15 protein-coding genes are annotated in these 18,704 nt (G+C 44.4%); 4 read left to right on the top strand and 11 right to left on the bottom strand.

Going from position 1 to position 18,704, the window contains the following annotated elements; all coding sequences use genetic code 11:
* Window positions 1–15: 15 nt before the first annotated feature.
* Window positions 16–1,485, bottom strand: a complete 1,470-nt coding sequence (locus PN836_RS01530) for a glyceraldehyde-3-phosphate dehydrogenase (RefSeq protein ID WP_395342714.1) — start codon at window positions 1,483–1,485, stop codon at window positions 16–18.
* A gap of 329 nt (window positions 1,486–1,814) precedes the next feature.
* Here PN836_RS01530 and PN836_RS01525 point away from each other — a divergent pair, with 329 nt between their 5' ends.
* Both PN836_RS01525 and PN836_RS01520 read left to right on the top strand, forming a co-directional pair.
* Complete coding sequence (locus tag PN836_RS01525) at window positions 1,815–1,961, top strand: hypothetical protein (RefSeq protein ID WP_395342712.1); 147 nt, start codon at window positions 1,815–1,817, stop codon at window positions 1,959–1,961.
* The gene (locus PN836_RS01520; protein ID WP_395342710.1) at window positions 1,954–3,438 is read left to right on the top strand and encodes an alpha/beta hydrolase-fold protein; all 1,485 of its coding nucleotides are present in this window, start codon (window positions 1,954–1,956) and stop codon (window positions 3,436–3,438) included. Before PN836_RS01525 ends, PN836_RS01520 begins: the two co-directional genes overlap by 8 nt.
* A gap of 293 nt (window positions 3,439–3,731) precedes the next feature.
* Here the strand turns inward: PN836_RS01520 and msrB are convergent, their stop codons facing one another.
* The 7 genes from msrB to malQ all read right to left on the bottom strand — a co-directional run bounded on the left by msrB (window position 3,732) and on the right by malQ (window position 12,818).
* Window positions 3,732–4,130 (bottom strand): peptide-methionine (R)-S-oxide reductase MsrB, encoded by a 399-nt coding sequence (gene msrB, locus PN836_RS01515; RefSeq protein WP_395342708.1) that lies wholly within the window; start codon window positions 4,128–4,130, stop codon window positions 3,732–3,734.
* 78 nt (window positions 4,131–4,208) lie between these two features.
* Window positions 4,209–5,000, bottom strand: coding sequence for a hypothetical protein (locus PN836_RS01510; RefSeq protein WP_395342706.1), 792 nt, complete (start codon window positions 4,998–5,000; stop codon window positions 4,209–4,211).
* Between the two features lie 192 nt (window positions 5,001–5,192).
* The gene (locus tag PN836_RS01505; protein WP_395342704.1) at window positions 5,193–5,543 is read right to left on the bottom strand and encodes an antibiotic biosynthesis monooxygenase; all 351 of its coding nucleotides are present in this window, start codon (window positions 5,541–5,543) and stop codon (window positions 5,193–5,195) included.
* A 26-nt stretch (window positions 5,544–5,569) separates the two neighbouring features.
* Complete coding sequence (locus PN836_RS01500) at window positions 5,570–5,833, bottom strand: DUF7218 family protein (protein WP_395342702.1); 264 nt, start codon at window positions 5,831–5,833, stop codon at window positions 5,570–5,572.
* Window positions 5,834–6,036: 203 nt separating this feature from the next.
* A complete protein-coding gene (glgX, locus tag PN836_RS01495) occupies window positions 6,037–8,124 on the bottom strand; it encodes a glycogen debranching protein GlgX (protein WP_395345412.1) in 2,088 nt (695 codons plus the stop codon).
* Between the two features lie 82 nt (window positions 8,125–8,206).
* Window positions 8,207–10,474, bottom strand: coding sequence for a 1,4-alpha-glucan branching protein GlgB (gene glgB, locus PN836_RS01490; RefSeq protein WP_395342699.1), 2,268 nt, complete (start codon window positions 10,472–10,474; stop codon window positions 8,207–8,209).
* 133 nt (window positions 10,475–10,607) lie between these two features.
* Window positions 10,608–12,818, bottom strand: coding sequence for a 4-alpha-glucanotransferase (gene malQ / locus PN836_RS01485; RefSeq protein ID WP_395345409.1), 2,211 nt, complete (start codon window positions 12,816–12,818; stop codon window positions 10,608–10,610).
* A 360-nt stretch (window positions 12,819–13,178) separates the two neighbouring features.
* On the opposite strand from malQ, the gene gap reads away from it, so the two are divergent.
* Together gap and PN836_RS01475 are read left to right on the top strand one after the other, a co-directional pair.
* Window positions 13,179–14,174: a type I glyceraldehyde-3-phosphate dehydrogenase gene (gene gap / locus PN836_RS01480; RefSeq protein WP_395342697.1), complete on the top strand. Its 996-nt coding sequence runs from the start codon at window positions 13,179–13,181 to the stop codon at window positions 14,172–14,174.
* A gap of 107 nt (window positions 14,175–14,281) precedes the next feature.
* Complete coding sequence (locus tag PN836_RS01475) at window positions 14,282–15,199, top strand: D-hexose-6-phosphate mutarotase (RefSeq protein WP_395342696.1); 918 nt, start codon at window positions 14,282–14,284, stop codon at window positions 15,197–15,199.
* A gap of 54 nt (window positions 15,200–15,253) precedes the next feature.
* Here PN836_RS01475 and PN836_RS01470 read toward each other — a convergent pair whose 3' ends face one another.
* From PN836_RS01470 to edd, 3 genes are read right to left on the bottom strand one after another with little or no spacing between them, the layout of a single operon-like run.
* Complete coding sequence (locus PN836_RS01470; protein WP_395342694.1) at window positions 15,254–15,904, bottom strand: bifunctional 4-hydroxy-2-oxoglutarate aldolase/2-dehydro-3-deoxy-phosphogluconate aldolase; 651 nt, start codon at window positions 15,902–15,904, stop codon at window positions 15,254–15,256.
* Entirely contained in the window at window positions 15,894–16,865 is a 972-nt protein-coding gene (gene glk, locus PN836_RS01465) for a glucokinase (RefSeq protein WP_395342692.1), read from the bottom strand. The genes PN836_RS01470 and glk overlap by 11 nt, the downstream gene beginning before the upstream one ends.
* Complete coding sequence (edd, locus tag PN836_RS01460; RefSeq protein ID WP_395342691.1) at window positions 16,865–18,703, bottom strand: phosphogluconate dehydratase; 1,839 nt, start codon at window positions 18,701–18,703, stop codon at window positions 16,865–16,867. Before edd ends, glk begins: the two co-directional genes overlap by 1 nt.
* Window position 18,704 lies beyond the last annotated feature (1 nt).

The following is an 18,704-nucleotide window of genomic DNA, read 5'->3' as shown; positions in this document are numbered from 1 at the left end:
GTTTTTTCGAAATAGTTACATTGGAAAGGTCGGGATTTGAACGCCCGCCATATCACGCACAACTCTCATCACTTGGCAGCTGTAGCCAAACTCATTGTCATACCATACGTAGAGAGTCGCTCTATTGCCTGCGACAATTGTCGCTTGTGAATCAACGACGGCTGCGGCGCGTGCACCCACTAAATCAGTCGAGACGATTTCAGTTGAGGCGGTGTAGTCAATTTGATGCAACAAGTCTGAAAACAAGGACGTTCGCTGTAAGAAATGATTAAGGTTTTCCTTGGTTAAATCGCTGGAGGAATCTTCATCAAAATTTAGACTCAATATAGCCATAGACACGTTCGGCGTGGGTACTCGAATGGCGTTTCCAGTTAATTTACCCTCAAGCTTAGGATAGGCCTTGGACACTGCTTTTGCCGCGCCAGTTTCGGTGATCACCATATTCAGCGGTGCTGCACGCCCTCGCCTGTCTGCTTTATGATAGTTATCGATAAGGTGTTGGTCATTGGTAAATGAATGCACTGTTTCAACGTGGCCATTGATGATGGTGTACTGTTCATCAAGCGCTTTCAGCACTGGCGTAATGGCGTTAGTAGTACAACTTGCCGCAGACAGAATGGTGTCTGACGCTTCTATGTCAAGATGATTGACACCATGCACGATATTTTTAATGCCCCCTTTTCCAGGTGCGGTGAGCAAGACCTTTGCTGCACCTTTGGCTTGCAAATGCTGTCCTAGGCCTTCTTCATCTCGCCACATACCTGTATTATCGACGACGATCGCATCATTGATACCATATTGCGTGTAGTCAACTTCACTTGGGTGATTGGCATAAATCACTTGAATAAAACTTCCGTTCGCTTTAATTGCATTGCGCTCTTTATCGACCGTAATACTGCCATTAAATGGTCCATGAACGGAATCGCGGCGCAGTAAGCTTGCGCGTTTTTCTAAGTCGCCGTCTTTACCGCCTCTTACCACGATTGCGCGTAAACGCATGGTGTTGGCTCTACCCTGGCGCTCAATTAGTAAGCGTGCAAGTAAACGCCCAATGCGACCAAAGCCATATAACACAACATCTTTAGGGCTATCGCTGTGCGCCTTATTTAAGACTGACGCTAGCGCTTGGTTCAAATACTCTTGTAGGCGCTCTGCTCTGCCCGTGTTAGCCTCATCCTCCTTGTGATGGAATTGATATGCCAACTTGCCAATATCAATTTCGCATGGAGAGAGGTTCATTTGACTCACTCGCTCTAAAACTGGCCAGCTTTCTCTTAGTTTGAGTTTTTCACCCTCAAATAAACGCACACTGCGATGCGCTTTGATCACATCAATCGCGCTTGCATTGAGCAAAGTTCGTCCGTAAACCGTAATTTCAACCGCATGATCTCGATATAAACGCCCGATAATGGGCAACATGCGCTCTGCGTAATCCTGGCGCTCTTGCCAAGAGCTTTGCAAGACTTGTTCAAACTGCTGATTCATTCAATTTATCCCTTTAATAATGAGCCTTTTCGACCCCTACCAGCTGAAACTCGCGCGCATTCTAAGCAAAGCAGGCAACAATTCCAAATTGGTGAAAACTTTCAATTTTTGGCAATAAACAAATGATTCCTTCAAAACTTGCGTAATGTAACGTAACTACAGTGAAGATAAGCCGGAATAAGGGTCAATAGATGCACTATGAATGTGAAAAAACGCAGCATTTTTAGAGAAAAACTGAAATAAATTTTCATAAAAATTTTTAAATAATATCAAACGAGAGCAAAAATAATGCTGCAAACTTAATTCAAGCGAAAGGCGTGCGATTATCATTGTTCATTATTGATGTGTTTTTAAGCTATGATGCTGAGGAGATTTGGTTCAGGGGTAACGCTAATGAAAGTATGGGTCAACAGACTAATATTGACGACTTTTTTCTGTCTAAGCACATTGTTGTGCCAAGCTATCGCGTTGGCTAATGTCAGCGAGATACAAATTACTCTTAGCGAGGAAGTGTCGACAAAGCCTTTGCCTCAAGGAAGATTATACATTGTATTCTCCCGCTCCGATGACCTAGAGCCTCGACTCTATAGCGCATGGCCAGTTAAAGGCGTTGAACCGCTTTATGCCGTTGATTTAGAAAGCTTGCAAAACCGCTCGACAATTCAAGTTAGTAACTTAGTCGGTTTCCCGTATGAAACATTATCTGAACTGCCTGAAGGAGAATGGTATGTTCAAGCTGTGTACGATACCAATACCATTCACTCTGGCATTAATTCACCGAATAATGCCTATTCCAACATTCAAAAAGTCGCAATAAATTCGTCCGAATCAACTGTGTTGTCGCTTCATTTACACCAACGAATTCCAGCAGATAGCCTTCCTGAGCAGCAACGGCATTTGAAATTTGTGAAATTTAAGAGCAAAACCCTATCAGAATTTTGGGACCAAGATATCTTTTTGCGAGCAGGGCTTATTTTGCCTAGGACCTATTTTGACAACCCTCTGGCGCGGTTTCCTGTATTTTTCGACATTGGAGGCTATGGGTCCAGATATACACGCGCAGAGCGACTGTATAATGACGAAGCTTTTCAAGCCTACTGGAATGACGACGACACCCCACAAATGATCATCGTATTTCTAGACGGCGAGGCCCCTTTCGGTGACCCATATCAAATAAACTCCGCCAACAATGGCCCATATGGCGACGCCACATGGGGAGAGCTTCTGCCTTATTTAAGCCAAAATTTTAACATGGTCGACACCATGGAAGGCAGATTCGTAAGCGGCTGCTCCACCGGAGGCTGGGTAAGTCTTGCCTTACAAATTTACTATCCTGATATTTTTAACGGCGCTTGGTCTTACAGTGCTGATGGTGTTGACTTTAACTTTTTTCAATTGGTTGATATTTACAATGACGACAATGCGTTTTTTAATTCGCACGACCAAGAGCGCCCCTCTTACAGGCAAAAAGACGGTGACATCATATTTTCAATCAAACATGAAATTATGATGGAAAACACGATGGGCAGAGGCAATAGCTATACCACCTCTGGAGGCCAGTGGGGTGGTTGGAATGCGGTATACAGCCCCAAAGGGGAAGATGGTTTACCCATGCCGATTTGGGACCCAAACACAGGCAAAATTGATAAAAACGTTGCCAGTGCCTGGAAAAAATACGACTTAAATGAATATACCGAAAGCAACTGGAAAAAGCTTGGTAATAAACTGCAAGGCAAACTCCATATCTGGATGGGCGATATGGATAATTTTTATCTAAATAACGCGATGGTATTGTTTGAAGAAATGTTGAAACGAACAAACGAACCAACATCAGACGCCGAATTTCGCTGGGAGCGTGGCATTGGTCACTGTGACTTTGACTCGCTCGAAATGAGGAAATATACCATTTCAAAAATGAGTGAACGATATGAGCAAACGAAAAAGACAACCTAGCTTTTTCGTTTTGGGCAATCGTACTGCTGTTTTTTTCTGCTACGCGCTTACCGCCATTTTAACGGGTGAATATTATTTAACCTCAACTCGGGATAAGCGATAGTGCAACTGTTTGTTTCAACGATGTATTTAAATAAATTGTCACCAAGTAGTGATAAAAACGTGAAGTGCAAGGCGCAAAAGAGACGTAATAGTTATTCTATTGCTCGCTTTTGCAACGCAGTAATTCGCGTTTTTAGCGCTGCTTGGCGCTATCGCTTATCCCGAGTTGAGGTTATTTAACCTGAATCCTATTATTCAGGCGTAAACGAGAGCGACACAGAGTTGACACAATAGCGCTTATTGGAGGGCGCGGGCCCATCATCAAACACATGGCCTAAATGCGCTTCGCAGTGCTTGCACACAATTTCAATGCGAGACATACCTAAGCTGTTGTCTGGTCGATAAATGACGTTAGCCTCTTCACTTTGTTCAAAAAAAGACGGCCAACCACAGCCAGAATCAAATTTAGCGTCTGAATCAAAGAGTTTGGCGCCGCAACACTTACATAGATAGTTACCCGTTGCTTTATTGTCGAGGTACTCACCGGTATAGGGACGTTCCGTGCCAGCCTGGCGGGTGACTCGGAATTCTTCCGCGTTGAGTTTATCTTTATAAAGTTCGTCATTTTTTAAGTCTTGTGATTCAGACATGTTGTACCTGTATCTGGAAAAGCGATTGCTATGCTTACGTTTGATCATTGAAAAAATATCAAATTACCAGATGACGCTTTATCTTCTGCTTTCCTTGTTAAGGTGTTTGTCGATATATTCTTGAAAGTTACTATGACTTCTACATTCAACTGTTCCGCCCAAAACCCCCATAATAATCATCATGCCCTTTTTCTTAGCATTTGTGCAGTCTACCTCTATTTTACGCAGTAATGCTTCTCGCTCTTCCACGCTCATTTTTGGTGAGGTATCGATCAAGACTTGATTTTTTTCCTCCTGAAATTTCCGAGAAGCTTCACCCGCCATCTTTGATACAGCAGACTGTTCTTGCTGCTGAAAAAACTGTTCTGCGGCGCTGTGTATATTTTTTAACTTCAGCTTGGCCATTTCAGCACTTGAAACATCGCTTTTGTTTGTGAGTATTTCAAGATTTGAGTTTGACTCGGCGGGCTCAGCTTCAACTTGCTCAATTAGATTTGCCGTTGCATCAATTGCGTCACTTGCCCGCTCTTCCGCCGCTGCATCAAGCGGTTTCTCAGCCGTCTCAAGCTCACTTAGACGCTGGTTTGACGCTTGAGAAAGCTCAATTGGAAGCGTTTTAGTTTCAGGTTCCGCTACTTTTGGCGCTCTTATAATCAAATAGCTGTTCAAAGCTTTGCTATTCTTGTCTTCTGGTAGCTGGAGTTGCTTATGGTGCTTATGAACTGCGAAGATGACATATATCACTAAAGTGTGCAGTAGCACTGAGGCGATAACAATAGGAATACTTGTGCGTGTGCGCTTTTTAACGGGCTGACGAGTGTTACATGACTCATCTATATCGATATTGTGATCAATAGATTTGGCGTACAAAAGCGAACTTACTGATTAATTAATAAAGCTCTCTGACTTAGCAACTTCTTACAAAGTTCATAAATTAGGCCATATAACTTTAGTGACAATAAGAAAGGATTTAAGCCAGTGCTTTCGAAGAAAATATGCCCCACCGGTATTTATTACAGCGCACTGCAAATTCGATAAAGCTTGAAATTGCCTCCTTGAAATCTATATTCGTGACTTCGACCAAAATTCATCTTCGATGCTTTGCTGAGCGACTAACTCAAACTGGTCAGCTTCTGCTTTACTTGGGTTTTGTGACTGTATAGCGTCTTTTAGTTCCGCTTGTTTTTCGTGGTTTAAAAACGCATCAAAGCTATCTTTATCTCGCCATTGTGCGTAGTTGATCATTTTTTTCCCATCTGCGCTAACATGAAGATTGGCACTGATAAATCCAGAGCACTTTGAAATCCAATCTGACAAGTGTTCCTGAACGGTGTCGGCCAATAATTGCGCCTTTTTTGATTCAAATGAAATACGCACAATTTGAATGTATAGCTGGTCGTTAATTCTTACCATTGAGTTATCCTATGATGTTAGTGAATTTAGTGCTTACGCAACGCTTTTATCAGCGCTTCCTTTGACATCTGGCTGCGGCCATCAATATCTAAGTCTTGCGCTAAGGAATAAAGCTCTTTTTTGCTTCGCTCTTCATATTTCGAACTTTCACCGCCTTTTTTACTCGGGTTTTGCGAGTCATTCTCCTGTGCGTTGGCTATTCTTGCTGCTTTTTCCTTACTTGCACCCTGCTCTCTGAGTGCCTCATAGGTAGCGTCATTTTTTATCGAAGCCCCATGGTCTTGCGCCATGACAATTTACCTAATAGATACCGCGGAATGTTGGATGGATACGCGAACGTTTTGAAAACAGCTCAAAATTGCTTGCCTTAAATAACCTGCGATGGCGTAAGCTACATGGCTTATCGTGATGGCAACCGCAACAAGACCAAGTCTTAGACGCTCTTAAGATATAGGATTGATGCTAAGTGATATTGTTCACGCGCGCAGTTATCTCAATTCGCCATGTAAAGTCGCATGCTATAAGCGGGCATATCAAACACCGCGCTTATGGGCTCATCTCTACATTGCGATTGATTGTCGAGCGCGGTATCTAACATGCACTGCCACGTAGCGCCCGCATTAGATTCAAGCACCTGAAGCGAAAATTGTTTGGATGCGTTTGCACTGTTGATACAAAATACCCATTGTTGACGCTGTTTTTGGTGCTCTGCGTCTTCAAAGCCTGAGATATGCAAAGCAAAGCAATGATGCTCGTGATTTACCCAGTCTATATCGCGTTTGTGACTGCCATCACGTCGATACCAATCTGCCATTTCAATGTTTTCATGGTTAGTGAATTGATCATCTGAAAAGTGCATTTGTTTAAGCAGGCTGTGAGATTGGCGCAATTTGATGAGGTAACGACAGAATGCTAAGAAGCGCGTTTGCCGCTCGTTTAAATCCCAGTGCAAATAGTTAATTTCATTGTCTTGACAGTAGGCATTGTTATTACCTTTTTGCGTCCGACTAAGCTCATCTCCGCCTAAAATATGCGGAGTACCTTGGCTAAGCACAAGTGTGGCAAACAAATTGCGCTTTTGTTGCTCGCGAAGATTGATAATTTGAGGGTTTTGGGTCTCCCCTTCGACCCCATAATTCCGGGATAAATTGTGATTATGTCCGTCTCGATTATCTTCCAAATTGGCTTGATTGTGCTTTTGCTCATACGACACTAAATCGTGAAGGGTATAACCATCATGATAAGTGACATTATTCACGCTAGCCGACATCGGTCGCTTACTCTTTTTAAACACATCGCGAGAGCCCAGCAAACGAGTGGCAAACTCCCCTTTTAAATCCTTGTCACCGCGCCAAAAGCCCCGAACGCAATCCCTGAACTTATCGTTTACCTCCAGCCATGTCGCTGGGAAATGCCCCAGTTGGTAACCACCAGGTCCTAGATCCCAAGGTTCTGCAATAAACACGCAGCGTTTTAAAATAGGATCTTGCTGAATCATTTTGAACAAGCTAGCGTTGCGTCGATACTCGTAAAGTTCTCTGCCAAGTGTTGCCGCCAAATCAAATCGAAAACCACTTACCCCCATATCTGACACCCAATAGCGCATGGCATCCAAAATAAGAGTTTGCATGAAGGTATCGCTCACTTTCACTGTATTGCCGCATCCGGAATAATTAATGTATTCTGGCTGCTCTGCTTCATCAATATGCTCTAACAGATAAGCATGGCTTGCGCACATTCCCTTAAAACTTAAGACCGGTCCGCCATGTCCTGATTCGGCAGTATGATTAAAAACCACATCTAAGATGATTTCAAAGCCTGCATCACGATACGCTTTGAGCATTTCGCGACATTCGTTGAAGGCATTATTCGGTGCAGCCTTGTCAGAATTTACTTGCGCATAGCGAGGTTCTGGCGCAAAAAAGTTAATTGGGTTGTATCCCCAATAGTTAGTCAAGCCTTTTTCAGTGGCAAAGGGTTCTGGCATAAATGCCATTAATGGTAAAAACTGAATAGAGGTTACGCCTAACTCTTTAAGGTGTTTAATCACGCTGGGGTGAGCCGCGCCTGCATAGGTGCCTTTTTGCTGCTCAGGAACATCAGGATGCAACATGGTAAGCCCACGAACATGCGCTTCGTACACAATGCGATCCTCAGGAGCAACGGTTAGGGGCTCGTATTTTCCTGTACTTTCGTGCTGTTGCACGAGCGCTTTAGGAACCATTCTATGTGAGTCATTTCTGTAGGTGTCTCGCGACCAGTTGATAGGGCGACTTAGTGCCTTTGCATAAGGGTCTATGAGGAGTTTTTCGAGTGAAAACGGCGCCAGAGTTTTATTCGCTTTTGGCCTAACGCGAACACCATACAATTGGCCTTCTTTAACATTTTTTATGTACCCAAACCATCTTGACTGCACTCGCTGAGAAAGCGGTATCTGCGCAATCGCCTGTTCATGTTTATCAAACAAGCACACAAACACTTCTTCAGCATCAGGGCAATAAAATGAAAAGTTGCAGCCACTATCATCCAAGTTGGCACCTGAGGGATACATCTCTCCCATTGTTAATTCAAAGGGATTCATACTGCTGAACGCAATTTGTTGACTCACGTTTTATTGATACCTTGTTATTGACGCATTGAGGGCTCGTTCTCGAAGCTATTTCCTATTCACACACAAACATGATTGTGCATAAAGGGGGTACATTTATCGCGACACTGTACGACATGTCATGAAACCCAGTGTCTTCGGAATTGACAACACGATCGCAAGGGTACCCACTTCCACCATAGTCTGCCTCATCAGTATTGATGATGGTTTTATACTGTCCAGCTTTGCTCACGCCAAATCGCATATTATCATGAGGGACGGGCGTAAAATTACACACCACCAATACACTTTGTTGGTTTTCTTCATCCGAGCGAACAAAGGACACAATAGACTGCTCAGAATTATGCAAATCGCCCCATCTGAATCCAGCTTGCTGATGGTCGAGCTGATGCAGCGCTGTGCGCTCGCAATACGCCTTGTTGAGGTCACGATATAGCTGGTGAATGCCGGCATGCATTGGATGGTTCAAAACGTCCCAACGAAGCTGAGCGTCATGGTTCCATTCATTAGGCTGGGCAAATTCGTTACCCATGAATTGCAATTTTTTACCTGGATGTCCAAACATAAAACCATAGAAAGCACGTAAATTAGCAAATTTTTGCCACTCATCACCTGGCATTTTTTCAAGCATGCTACCTTTGCCATGCACCACTTCGTCATGGGAAATAGGCAGTACGAAATTTTCGTCATACGCATATACCATACTGAAGGTTAACTCACCATGATGATATTTTCGGTATGCGGGGTCTTTTTCAATGTAGCTCAGAGAATCGTGCATCCAGCCCATATTCCATTTAAACCCAAAACCCAAACCGCCGTTAGAGACCGGACGTGATACGCCTGCAAACGAGGTTGACTCTTCAGCAATGGTTAAGGCGTGAGGATAATGCTTGTAAACCTCAGTGTTCATCCACTGCAATAGACTAATGGCCTCGTAATTATGGTTACTGCCATCCACATTCGGGATCCACTCTCCATGATTTCGCGAATAGTCCAAATAGAGCATGGACGCAACCGCGTCTACTCTTATTGCATCCACATGGAACTTATCGAACCAATACAGAGCATTTCCTACTAAAAATTGGCGCACTGTGTCCTTACCAAAGTCATAAATGCAAGAGTTCCAATCCGGATGCCATCCTTTTCGTGGATCTTCATACTCATAAACATGCGTACCATCGAATTTGGCGAGTCCGTGTGGGTCTTCTGGAAAATGCGCAGGCACCCAATCAATAATGACGCCTATACCCTGCTGATGACACTGGTCAACAAAATACTTAAAATCATCTGCATCACCAAAGCGACTTGTGGGTGCAAATAGTCCAACCGGTTGATAACCCCAACTGCCGTCAAACGGAAACTCCGAAACCGGCAAAACCTCAATATGCGTATACGACATACTTTTTGCATAATCCACTAACTCGTCGGCAAGCTGATGATAGTTCAAATACTCATGCTCGGGACTATCTGGTCGCTTCCAGGAGCCAAGATGGACTTCATATATACTCATGGGTTGATGATAGGCTCTACTTCGCACCTCCTCATCGCACTTACCCTTATGCTCAAACCATTTAGCGTCATTCCACTGATACGCACCGTGGTCAAACACTACGGAAGCATGAGACGGGTATTGCTCCTGCTGAAATCCGATGGGGTCGGATTTATCGGCCAGTGAATGACCGTGCATATCTTTGATCGCATATTTGTATTTTGCACCTGCGCCGATGCCGGGAATAAATAAAACCCAATACCCCATATCGGTTTTTTGCATAGGATGTTGTGCTCTGTTCCAAGCGTTAAAGTCACCGATAACGGATACGGCGCTCGCATTAGGTGCAAATACAGCAAAGCGAACGCCGTCAATTGTGTCTTTTACATTACTATTAACCTTCGCACTAACGAGTTGTGCGCCGGCCTGTTGATATATATTCTCAGGTGCGTGATCAATAAAATGTACTGCGTGGTAAGCCTCTGAGGTGAATTGATAAGGATCAAAATAGCAGTGTTCATGTTCCTGAGACTCATCACTGCCGCTGTGCTCAGCACATTCATTTTGGTCATTATTTTTGTAAATAACGCGAACTTGATAAGGATATTGCATCTCGCTTGGTTTAATTGAGGCTTTAAATAAGCCCCCGTCAAGATGCACCGCTTCGGCAAAGACCTTTTCACCAGACGCATCAAGTAATTTCACAGATGTAGCAAAAGGTAGGTATAAGTTTACATCCAAAGTGTCTGTATCGAGAGTTTGAGGCCCTAGAAAACTAAAAGGCGAAGCGCAATTGCAGTGGAGTATTTCGTGTGCGATATGGGGTAGTTGCATAGGCGCTTATTTCTTCCTTTAGGGTGTCTAGCTCAAGTTTTGTACTATAAAGCGCGTTGTTTTTTACCAAGCGCTTGTAAACACAAAGTGTTTGGCAAAAAACAACGCGCCCTAAATACGCTAACACATTTTTCTAAGAATGACTTGCCCGCTTTCTGCGCTCAGTCAAATCTGCTCCTAACTGTTTTAAGTCACCGCGACTAAAAATCTCTTCAAGATTGCGTGTTAGCTTTCGCTTCCAGTTTGGATACTCGTTAAACGTGCCGGGAATATTCACAGGCTTATCCATCTCAAGCCAATCCTCTAACTGCAGACTGAGCAAAGCGCTAGAGCCTGTTGCCATGTGTTTTTGCATACCAAAATTTAAGGCTTGTGTCATGCCCACGTGATTGACATCCCGACTGATGTGATCAGATATGGAATGATGGCCGTGCAGTGTATCTAAAATAGCTTGCTTGTAGTCATGCCTTGCATCAAACAGAGTTTGTAGCACTGTATCATCGGGATAAACGCCCAATTCGCGGCCTAGATTTAAATCATCGCAGTGCCAATAACCAATTAATGTGGGCATGTCATGGGTTGTTAGGGTTGCCATTGATTGTTCAGGATAATGTGAGGGTGAATAAAAACCACCGTCCTTGGCTTGTTCAAAAAAGAACACGCGATAACTGTAGACGCCGTTCTCCTTAAGTTTATCGCGAATAGCTTCCGGCACCGTGCCAAGGTCTTCCCCAATCACTAAAGACTGATTGCGCTGGCTCTCTAGAGCTAAAATAGCAAGCAAGTCGTCAACAGGATAGTTTACATATACTCCCTCGCTGGCGTCGTCTTCGTTGTGGACCCACCAAAGTCTGAGTAAGGCCATTGCGTGATCTATTCTAAGCGCACCAGAGCTTTTCATATTCGAAGCAAACAAATCGATAATAGGCTGATAAGCCTGTTGCACTAGCTGCTGAGGATCCATTGGGGGAAGTCCCCACTTTTGGCCTAAAGGCCCAAGAATATCGGGGGGCGCACCAACACTGACATCTGTGCAGTAGAGCTCCTTATTGCTCCAAATTTCAGCGCTTCCGTCACTCACTCCAACAGCTAAATCGCGATACAAGCCAACTTTCATACCGGCGTCAACGGCGGCTTTGCTAGCTTGGTCAAATTGGCGCTGAGCTTGGAACTGTAGATATTTAAAAAATGTGACTTCATCTGCATAACGTTTAGCAAAACGCTTAACAGCCGGCGAATCACAGCTTTTATATTGCTCTGGAAAGACTGGCCATCCCCAGTACTCTTTTCCTTCTTCTTTAAGATGAAACTGAATCGCTTCAAAAATGGCCAGACCGTGAAGACTCTCGCCACCTTGCTCCACAAATTCTGTGAAGGCTTTATGCTGTTTCGTGTTTTTGCTTAAGTACTCACTCTGATACACCTTAAATATCTGTTTAAGGGCATCTAGCTTAACTTTACTTACGCCTTCATAGTCGACCCAGTCTTTCTCGCGCAGATCTCGCAAGGTTTCTTCTACATTATTAGCGTTAAGCCATGACTGCACTGCCTTGCTATCAAAACACTCCAATTTTTCAACATCAATGTAGATATAGTTAATCCATCGACGCGAACTAGGACCATATGGGGAACATGCGTCTGGGTTGGCTGGATACAACTGATGGATGGGATTTAATCCAATGAAATCAGCACCGAAGTTGGCGGCATTTTCAGCCAAAAAGCTCAAATCTGTGAAATCTCCGACGCCCCAGTTTCTCTGGCTTCGCAAACAGTAGAGTTGAACAGAAAATCCCCAATACTTCTCGCCCTGCTCTATGGATTTAGGTATGTAGCAACGTTTTGGAGCAACAATTATCTTGGTGCTAGCTATCTTTTTGCGCTTGCCATCGCTCAAACGAAATAGAGATGCATTGTGATAACCCAAATCTAGTTCAAGGGGAAAACTCAGCAGATATTGATGCCATTCAAGACCGTCGATTTCTTCGCTTGCCAAAAGTTCTCCGTCTACTGGAGAAAATCGCAGGTTATGCTTTAGTGAGCTTTCCGTCACGACGTTTAAGCTGTGATTTTCGGCCGCATCACCAATACTGCAGCGAACGAGCAGTGAAAACGCATCTCCACTTCTAAACACATAAACTGGATTAAGCGGCGATTGCCACTCACCGATAGCTTCTTCGTCTAACTGTACGCTAAGTGCAAGCTCATCATCGATTGGGTAACCAAGGGTTTTTAACAGCTTTTCTTGGTTGCGCTGTGAGATTTTGGCAGGGTTGCCCCATGCATCTATGAAATCGGTGCCTATCCCTCTATGCGCAATTAATGCGTTTAAAGTGTCACTTGATATTGGTGTTGGCGAGGGGGTTATTTGCTTCACCAATGTTTGTTTTTGCTCGAGCATGCATGCGTTCCTGAAAAGCCAAGGGCTTGTGTCTATTGCGCATTATTCATAAAGCCTTTGCCATTATCAACGAAGGCAAAAGCTGAATACGATTGCAAGGAGTAAAAAAGTGCTTATAAAATTTAACAAGCGCATTAACAACTTTGTAATTTAACAACATAAAATAGACTATCTTCGCTTTTTGTGTTTTCATATCGCAATAATTTCGTAATTTAATTACACGGCATCATTGCTTGAAAAAGAGTACAAGTACATATGTTAAAACAAGTGTGATAAGACTTTAAGTGACTACAGAGGTGAACAGACATGGCAATTAATCTTGGAATCAATGGATTTGGGCGTATTGGGCGACTAGTATTGCGGGCAGCCGCTGAACGTTCGGATATTAATGTAGTTGCAGTCAACGACTTATTAGACTTAGATTACATTGCATACATGCTAAAATATGATTCCACGCATGGACCTTTCGATGGGGACGTTCAAGTAAAAGATGGTCAACTCATTGTCAATGGAAATGCAGTAAGAGTGACAAGCGAACGTGACCCAGCAAACCTTGCTTGGGGCGATGCAAACGTAGATGTGGTAGTAGAGTCTACGGGTCTGTTTTTAACTAAGGAAACAGCACAGAAGCACATTCAAGCAGGCGCTAAGAAAGTTGTGTTATCTGCCCCCTCAAAAGACGATACGCCAATGTTTGTTATGGGAGTAAACCACAGCGATTATGCAGGCGAGCAAATCGTCTCAAATGCGTCTTGCACAACTAACTGCCTAGCGCCGCTTGCAAAAGTGTTACATGATAGTTTCGGTATTAAAGATGGCTTAATGACAACCGTACATGCAACCACTGCTACGCAGAAAACGGTCGATGGTCCATCTACTAAAGACTGGCGAGGCGGTCGCGGCGCTCTGCAAAACATTATTCCGTCCTCTACTGGCGCTGCAAAAGCGGTTGGCAAGGTCATTCCAAGCCTTAATGGCAAACTCACCGGTATGGCAATGCGTGTACCGACAGCTGATGTGTCGGTTGTTGATCTTACAGTGAACCTTGAAAAAGCAGCAAGCTATGAAGAAATTTGTGCAGCGTTAAAGGCGGCGTCTGAAGGGGAACTTCAAGGCATTTTAGGTTACACAGAAGATGATGTTGTATCGCAAGACTTTATTGGTGATAAACGTTCATCTATAGTGGATGCGAAAGCTGGGATCGCATTAACCGATACCTTCGTGAAATTCGTTTCTTGGTATGACAACGAAATGGGTTACTCTAATCGAGTGTTGGACTTAGTCGCTCACATCAGCGAGTAAGTCTCCAGCAAACCTACTTTGGTGTTTATAAAAGCGGCTCAATTGGTCGCTTTTTTTGTAGATAGAGACTATCTAATATTCAGATGCGACACTGCTGAAGGCGAAAAATGCAGGAACTCCAGTTACACAAGCTTGATTCAATGACCTCAATGCGCGCACAATTTGGCGAACAAGGTCATGTCGTTCATATCGAAAACAGTGCGGCGGTTGCAAGCCTATCTTTGTTTGGCGCGCACTTGTTGTCGTTCACACCTTTGTGCGATGGTAGAGAGCGGTTGTGGTTGAGTGAGCGCGCGATATTTGATGGAAAAACACCGATTCGTGGTGGCGTTCCTATTATCTGGCCATGGTTTAGTGCTCATAAATCTATCGTTGAAGCCCCCTCTCATGGATTTGTACGAACGCAGTATTGGCAAATCGATTCATGTAGGGAAGTGAAAGATCAAACTGGCAATATAGCAGACTCGATTATTTCGCTTAAGCCAACGCAAATAGGCATGCATAAATACCCCGAAATGCTTGACGCCAAGCTTATTATTAATATCTCTCGCCAGTGCACAATTGAACTTATCACCACGTTCAAAAAAAGTAATTATGAACAAAAGAGCTGCTATTTTTCTGCGGCGCTTCATAGTTATTTTGCCCTTGAAAACATTCATGACATCTGCATACGAGGCATTGACTCCCCGTACTACGACAAGGTCAATGATTCTCAAAACAATCCCTGTCCCATCCCTTATTTGATTGATGCTGAGGTTGACCGAGTGCATGCTATTGAAAGTAAGGCCGACAATGAACGAATTGAGTTATATTCACAATCAGACCCAAATAAACCTGTGGTCAGTATTGAAAATGCCGGACACAATGGCTTAGTCGTCTGGAATCCGTGGAAAGAAAAAAGCATAAGCATGGCTGACATGCCAGACTTAGGCTATTTAAAGATGCTTTGTATTGAAGCTGCGGTAGAGCCAGCCATTGAGCTTATGCCTGGTCAGAGCCATGTGCTTAGGCAGGTGATAAAGTAAAGCCCGCACAATGCGGGCTGAGTATTGACGGCGTTTTCGCAGCTGCTGCGAACACTAAGGATTGGCCTTTACGCTCTCTACGGCAGTTTTCGCAAGTTCTGTTATAGATTGCCAGTCTTGATCTTCAATCGCTTCATTTGGAGCCACCCATGAACCACCCACACACTTTACGTTTTTGAGCGCCAGATAGTCTTTGTAATTATTGGGTCCAATACCACCTGTTGGACAAAATACGGTATTTGGAAAAGGCCCACCGATAGATTTTAGCGCCTGCACGCCGCCTGCTGCTTCGGCAGGGAAAAACTTAAGGTGATCATAGCCTGCGTCGTTTGCTTTCATTAAATCTGAAATATTGGACACGCCAGGAATTAAAGGAATGCTGCCTTTTTTACCTGCGTCGAGTAAATCAGCCGTTAATCCTGGACTAATCGCAAATTTCGCGCCAGCATCTGTCACCGCTTTAAGCTGCTGACGATTGGTTACGGTGCCTGCACCTATAAATGCGTCTGGCATATTTGCCGCAATGGTCTCGATGATTTCCATGGCGGCAGAAGTACGCAAGGTAACCTCAAGCACGTTAATACCGCCTTTAAGAAGTGCTTCGGCAATAGGAAGCGCATCTTCGACCCGCTCGATTACCAATACTGGAACGACTGGCCCCTGATTAAATATTTCTGCAGATGTATGTTGCCAGTTATTCATCATTTTGTAGTCTCTGTGTTTGTTGAGTTAAGAAAGCTAGCGCGCCTAACAAGCCGTGATCAGGCTCGTTAATCATGTAGGTGGGCATGTTTTTTACGTAGTGAGCCATATCGCCTTTGGCCTCAAATTTTTCTCTGAATCGACTTTTTACAAAGAAATCTTGTAAACGAGTTGCAATTCCACCGCCTATAAATACGCCACCCGTGGTTCGTAAATTGACCGCTAAATTGCCAGCAAAGCTACCCATAATCTGGCAAAACTGCGTAATCGCTTTTCGAGCATGCTTGTCAGTATTATCCAGCCCCGCAGATGTCACTTCAGAGGGTTCGCTTAATTTTGGCGAGTCACCCTCGTGTTCGCAAAATGCGCGATAAATATTGACAATACCTCGCCCTGATAGCACTTCTTCTGCAGAGGCTCGACCAAATTTCTTGTACAGATACTGCCAAATGATCAAGTCATCTTCCTCTGTAGGAGCGAAGTCAACGTGCCCGCCCTCGCCATCGAGAGTGTGCCAACCGCCGTCGGTATAGGTAAGGTGTTCAACCCCAAGCCCTGTTCCAGGACCAAACACTGCGATATTGCCATGCTCTAGTGCATGCCCTTCACCAATTTGTACAACCTGCTTATGATTCAGAGTCGGTAATGAGTGGGCGACTGCAGTGAAGTCATTTATCACAAATAAATGCGCAAGCGATAAGTGAGCTTTAAGAGCCGATATCGAAAATGCCCAGGTATGATTAGTCATGGTCACAATATCATCGTTCACAGGGCAGGCAATCGCAATGCACCCCGCGACGAAAGCCTGATCTGTGACCTCATTTTGAAAGTGAATAATGGCATCGTCGATACTTTCAAAGTCTTTGCATAAATACTTTTTGATGAGCGAGATTCGCCCGTTTTCGACCATCGCCAAGCGAATGTTTGTGCCGCCTACATCGGCGACAAACTTTAAACCTTGCATTAGTGCACTCCGCCCTCTTGCTCTGTGGTCACAAACAATGAACATGCGCCCTCTTCCGCGCCGGTTAATGTTGAACGCATACCGGAGAACAATTCGCGCCCCATGCCGTAATGACTGTCATATAAATCCATGACTTGGGCTTGTCGGCTAGCGAGCTCTTCTTCACTCACATGCAAGGTTATGGCATTGGTAGTGGTATCGATTTCAATAATGTCACCGGATTTCACTTTGTTAATCAAGCCGCCTTTGTATGCTTCGGGCGTTAAATGAATCGCAGCGGGCACTTTACCTGAAGCGCCGGACATACGTCCGTCCGTTACTAAAGCCACTTGATAACCCCGGTCTTGCAATACGCCAAGTGGTGGCGTTAATCTGTGCAACTCTGGCATGCCAATAGCTGCAGGGCCCTGAAAACGCACGACCACAACACAATCTTTATTCAAATCACCTGATCTAAATGCCTCATCAAGCGCATATTGGTCTTCAAACACCACTGCGGGCGCTTTAATATGACAAGTTGGTTGACGCAATGCTGAGGTTTTAATCACCGCCCGCCCCAAGTTACCATGAAGTACAGACAAACCCCCATCGGGTTTGAAAGGCTCATCGATATCTGCAAATACCGTCTTATCGAAAGACTCCGCTGCTCCATCTTCCCAGGTTAATTCACCGTCCTTAAGCTTCGGCTCTTTTGTATACTGATCCAAACCCTTTCCACAAATAGTGGTGACATCATTATGAATAAGCCCTTTATCGCGCAATTGCTTGAATAATAATGACATGCCCCCGGCTGCAGTGAAGTGATTGATATCTGCAGAGCCATTTGGATAAATTCGCGTAATTAATGGCGTTGCTCGAGAAATGTCTGAAAAATCATCCCAATTAATAATTAAACCTGCGGCTTTGGCTACTGCAATTAAATGCATAGTGTGGTTTGTTGAGCCACCTGTTGCCAACAAACCAACCAGACCATTGATCATGGATTTTGCATCAACAATATGACCGATAGGGGTGTAATTATCGCCTAAGTCAGTAAGACGAGTTACTTGCCTACCCGCCGCTGCGGTAAGCGCATCACGCAATTGTGTTCCTGGGTTGACAAAGGATGATCCGGGAAGATGTAGGCCCATTAATTCAACCACCAACTGATTTGAATTGGCAGTGCCGTAAAAAGTGCAGGTTCCCGCACTGTGGTAAGACTGAGATTCAGCTTCGAGTAACGCCTCTCTGTCAGCTTTGCCCTCCGCGAATGCTTGTCTAACTCTCGCTTTTTCTTTGTTTGGCAATCCAGAAGGCATGGGCCCTGCCGGCACAAACACGGTGGGTAAATGGCCGAAACTTAATCCTCCAAGCAATAAGCCAGGGACGATTTTATCGCAAATGCCGAGCATCAGAGCGCCGTCGAACATATTGTGAGAAAGTGCAATCGCAGCCCCCATCGCAATATTATCGCGACTCATTAAACTCAACTCCATGCCCGCATTGCCTTGCGTTACCCCATCGCACATGGCGGGAACACCGCCTGCAAACTGAGCCACGCTCCCCACTTGTGAGATAGCCTCTTTAAGTCTTTGAGGATAGTCTTCGTATGGCTGATGCGCACTGAGCATATCGTTATATGATGATACAATCGCTATGTTGGCTTTGGTCATCGAGCGCAAATCAGCTTTGTCTTCTTTACCGCACGCAGCAAAGCCATGAGCGAGATTCCCACAGGATAACTCACCGCGAAGAGGGCCTTCACGTCTGGCTTTTTCAATTTTTTTCAAGTAAGCCGCACGCGTCTTTTGACTGCGTTCAATAATGCGGTCTGTTACTTCTTGAATAATCGGGTTCATT

It is taken from the genome of Ningiella algicola, assembly GCF_028401415.2.
GTDB lineage: Bacteria > Pseudomonadota > Gammaproteobacteria > Enterobacterales > Alteromonadaceae > Glaciecola.
The sequence above is the reverse complement of the archived record's forward strand: the minus strand, read 5'-3'. Positions and strand labels throughout refer to the sequence as shown.

Excerpts from the sequence above, each read along its gene's own strand:
- PN836_RS01530 (WP_395342714.1), bottom strand. The coding sequence starts at position 1,485 with ATGAATCAGCAGTTTGAACAAGTCTTGCAAAGCTCTTGGCAAGAGCGC.
- msrB (WP_395342708.1), bottom strand. The coding sequence starts at position 4,130 with ATGTCTGAATCACAAGACTTAAAAAATGACGAACTTTATAAAGATAAA.
- PN836_RS01505 (WP_395342704.1), bottom strand. The coding sequence starts at position 5,543 with ATGGTAAGAATTAACGACCAGCTATACATTCAAATTGTGCGTATTTCA.
- PN836_RS01500 (WP_395342702.1), bottom strand. The coding sequence starts at position 5,833 with ATGGCGCAAGACCATGGGGCTTCGATAAAAAATGACGCTACCTATGAG.
- glgX (WP_395345412.1), bottom strand. The coding sequence starts at position 8,124 with ATGAATCCCTTTGAATTAACAATGGGAGAGATGTATCCCTCAGGTGCC.
- glgB (WP_395342699.1), bottom strand. The coding sequence starts at position 10,474 with ATGCAACTACCCCATATCGCACACGAAATACTCCACTGCAATTGCGCT.
- gap (WP_395342697.1), top strand. The coding sequence starts at position 13,179 with ATGGCAATTAATCTTGGAATCAATGGATTTGGGCGTATTGGGCGACTA.
- PN836_RS01475 (WP_395342696.1), top strand. The coding sequence starts at position 14,282 with ATGCAGGAACTCCAGTTACACAAGCTTGATTCAATGACCTCAATGCGC.
- PN836_RS01470 (WP_395342694.1), bottom strand. The coding sequence starts at position 15,904 with ATGATGAATAACTGGCAACATACATCTGCAGAAATATTTAATCAGGGG.
- glk (WP_395342692.1), bottom strand. The coding sequence starts at position 16,865 with ATGCAAGGTTTAAAGTTTGTCGCCGATGTAGGCGGCACAAACATTCGC.
- edd (WP_395342691.1), bottom strand. The coding sequence starts at position 18,703 with ATGAACCCGATTATTCAAGAAGTAACAGACCGCATTATTGAACGCAGT.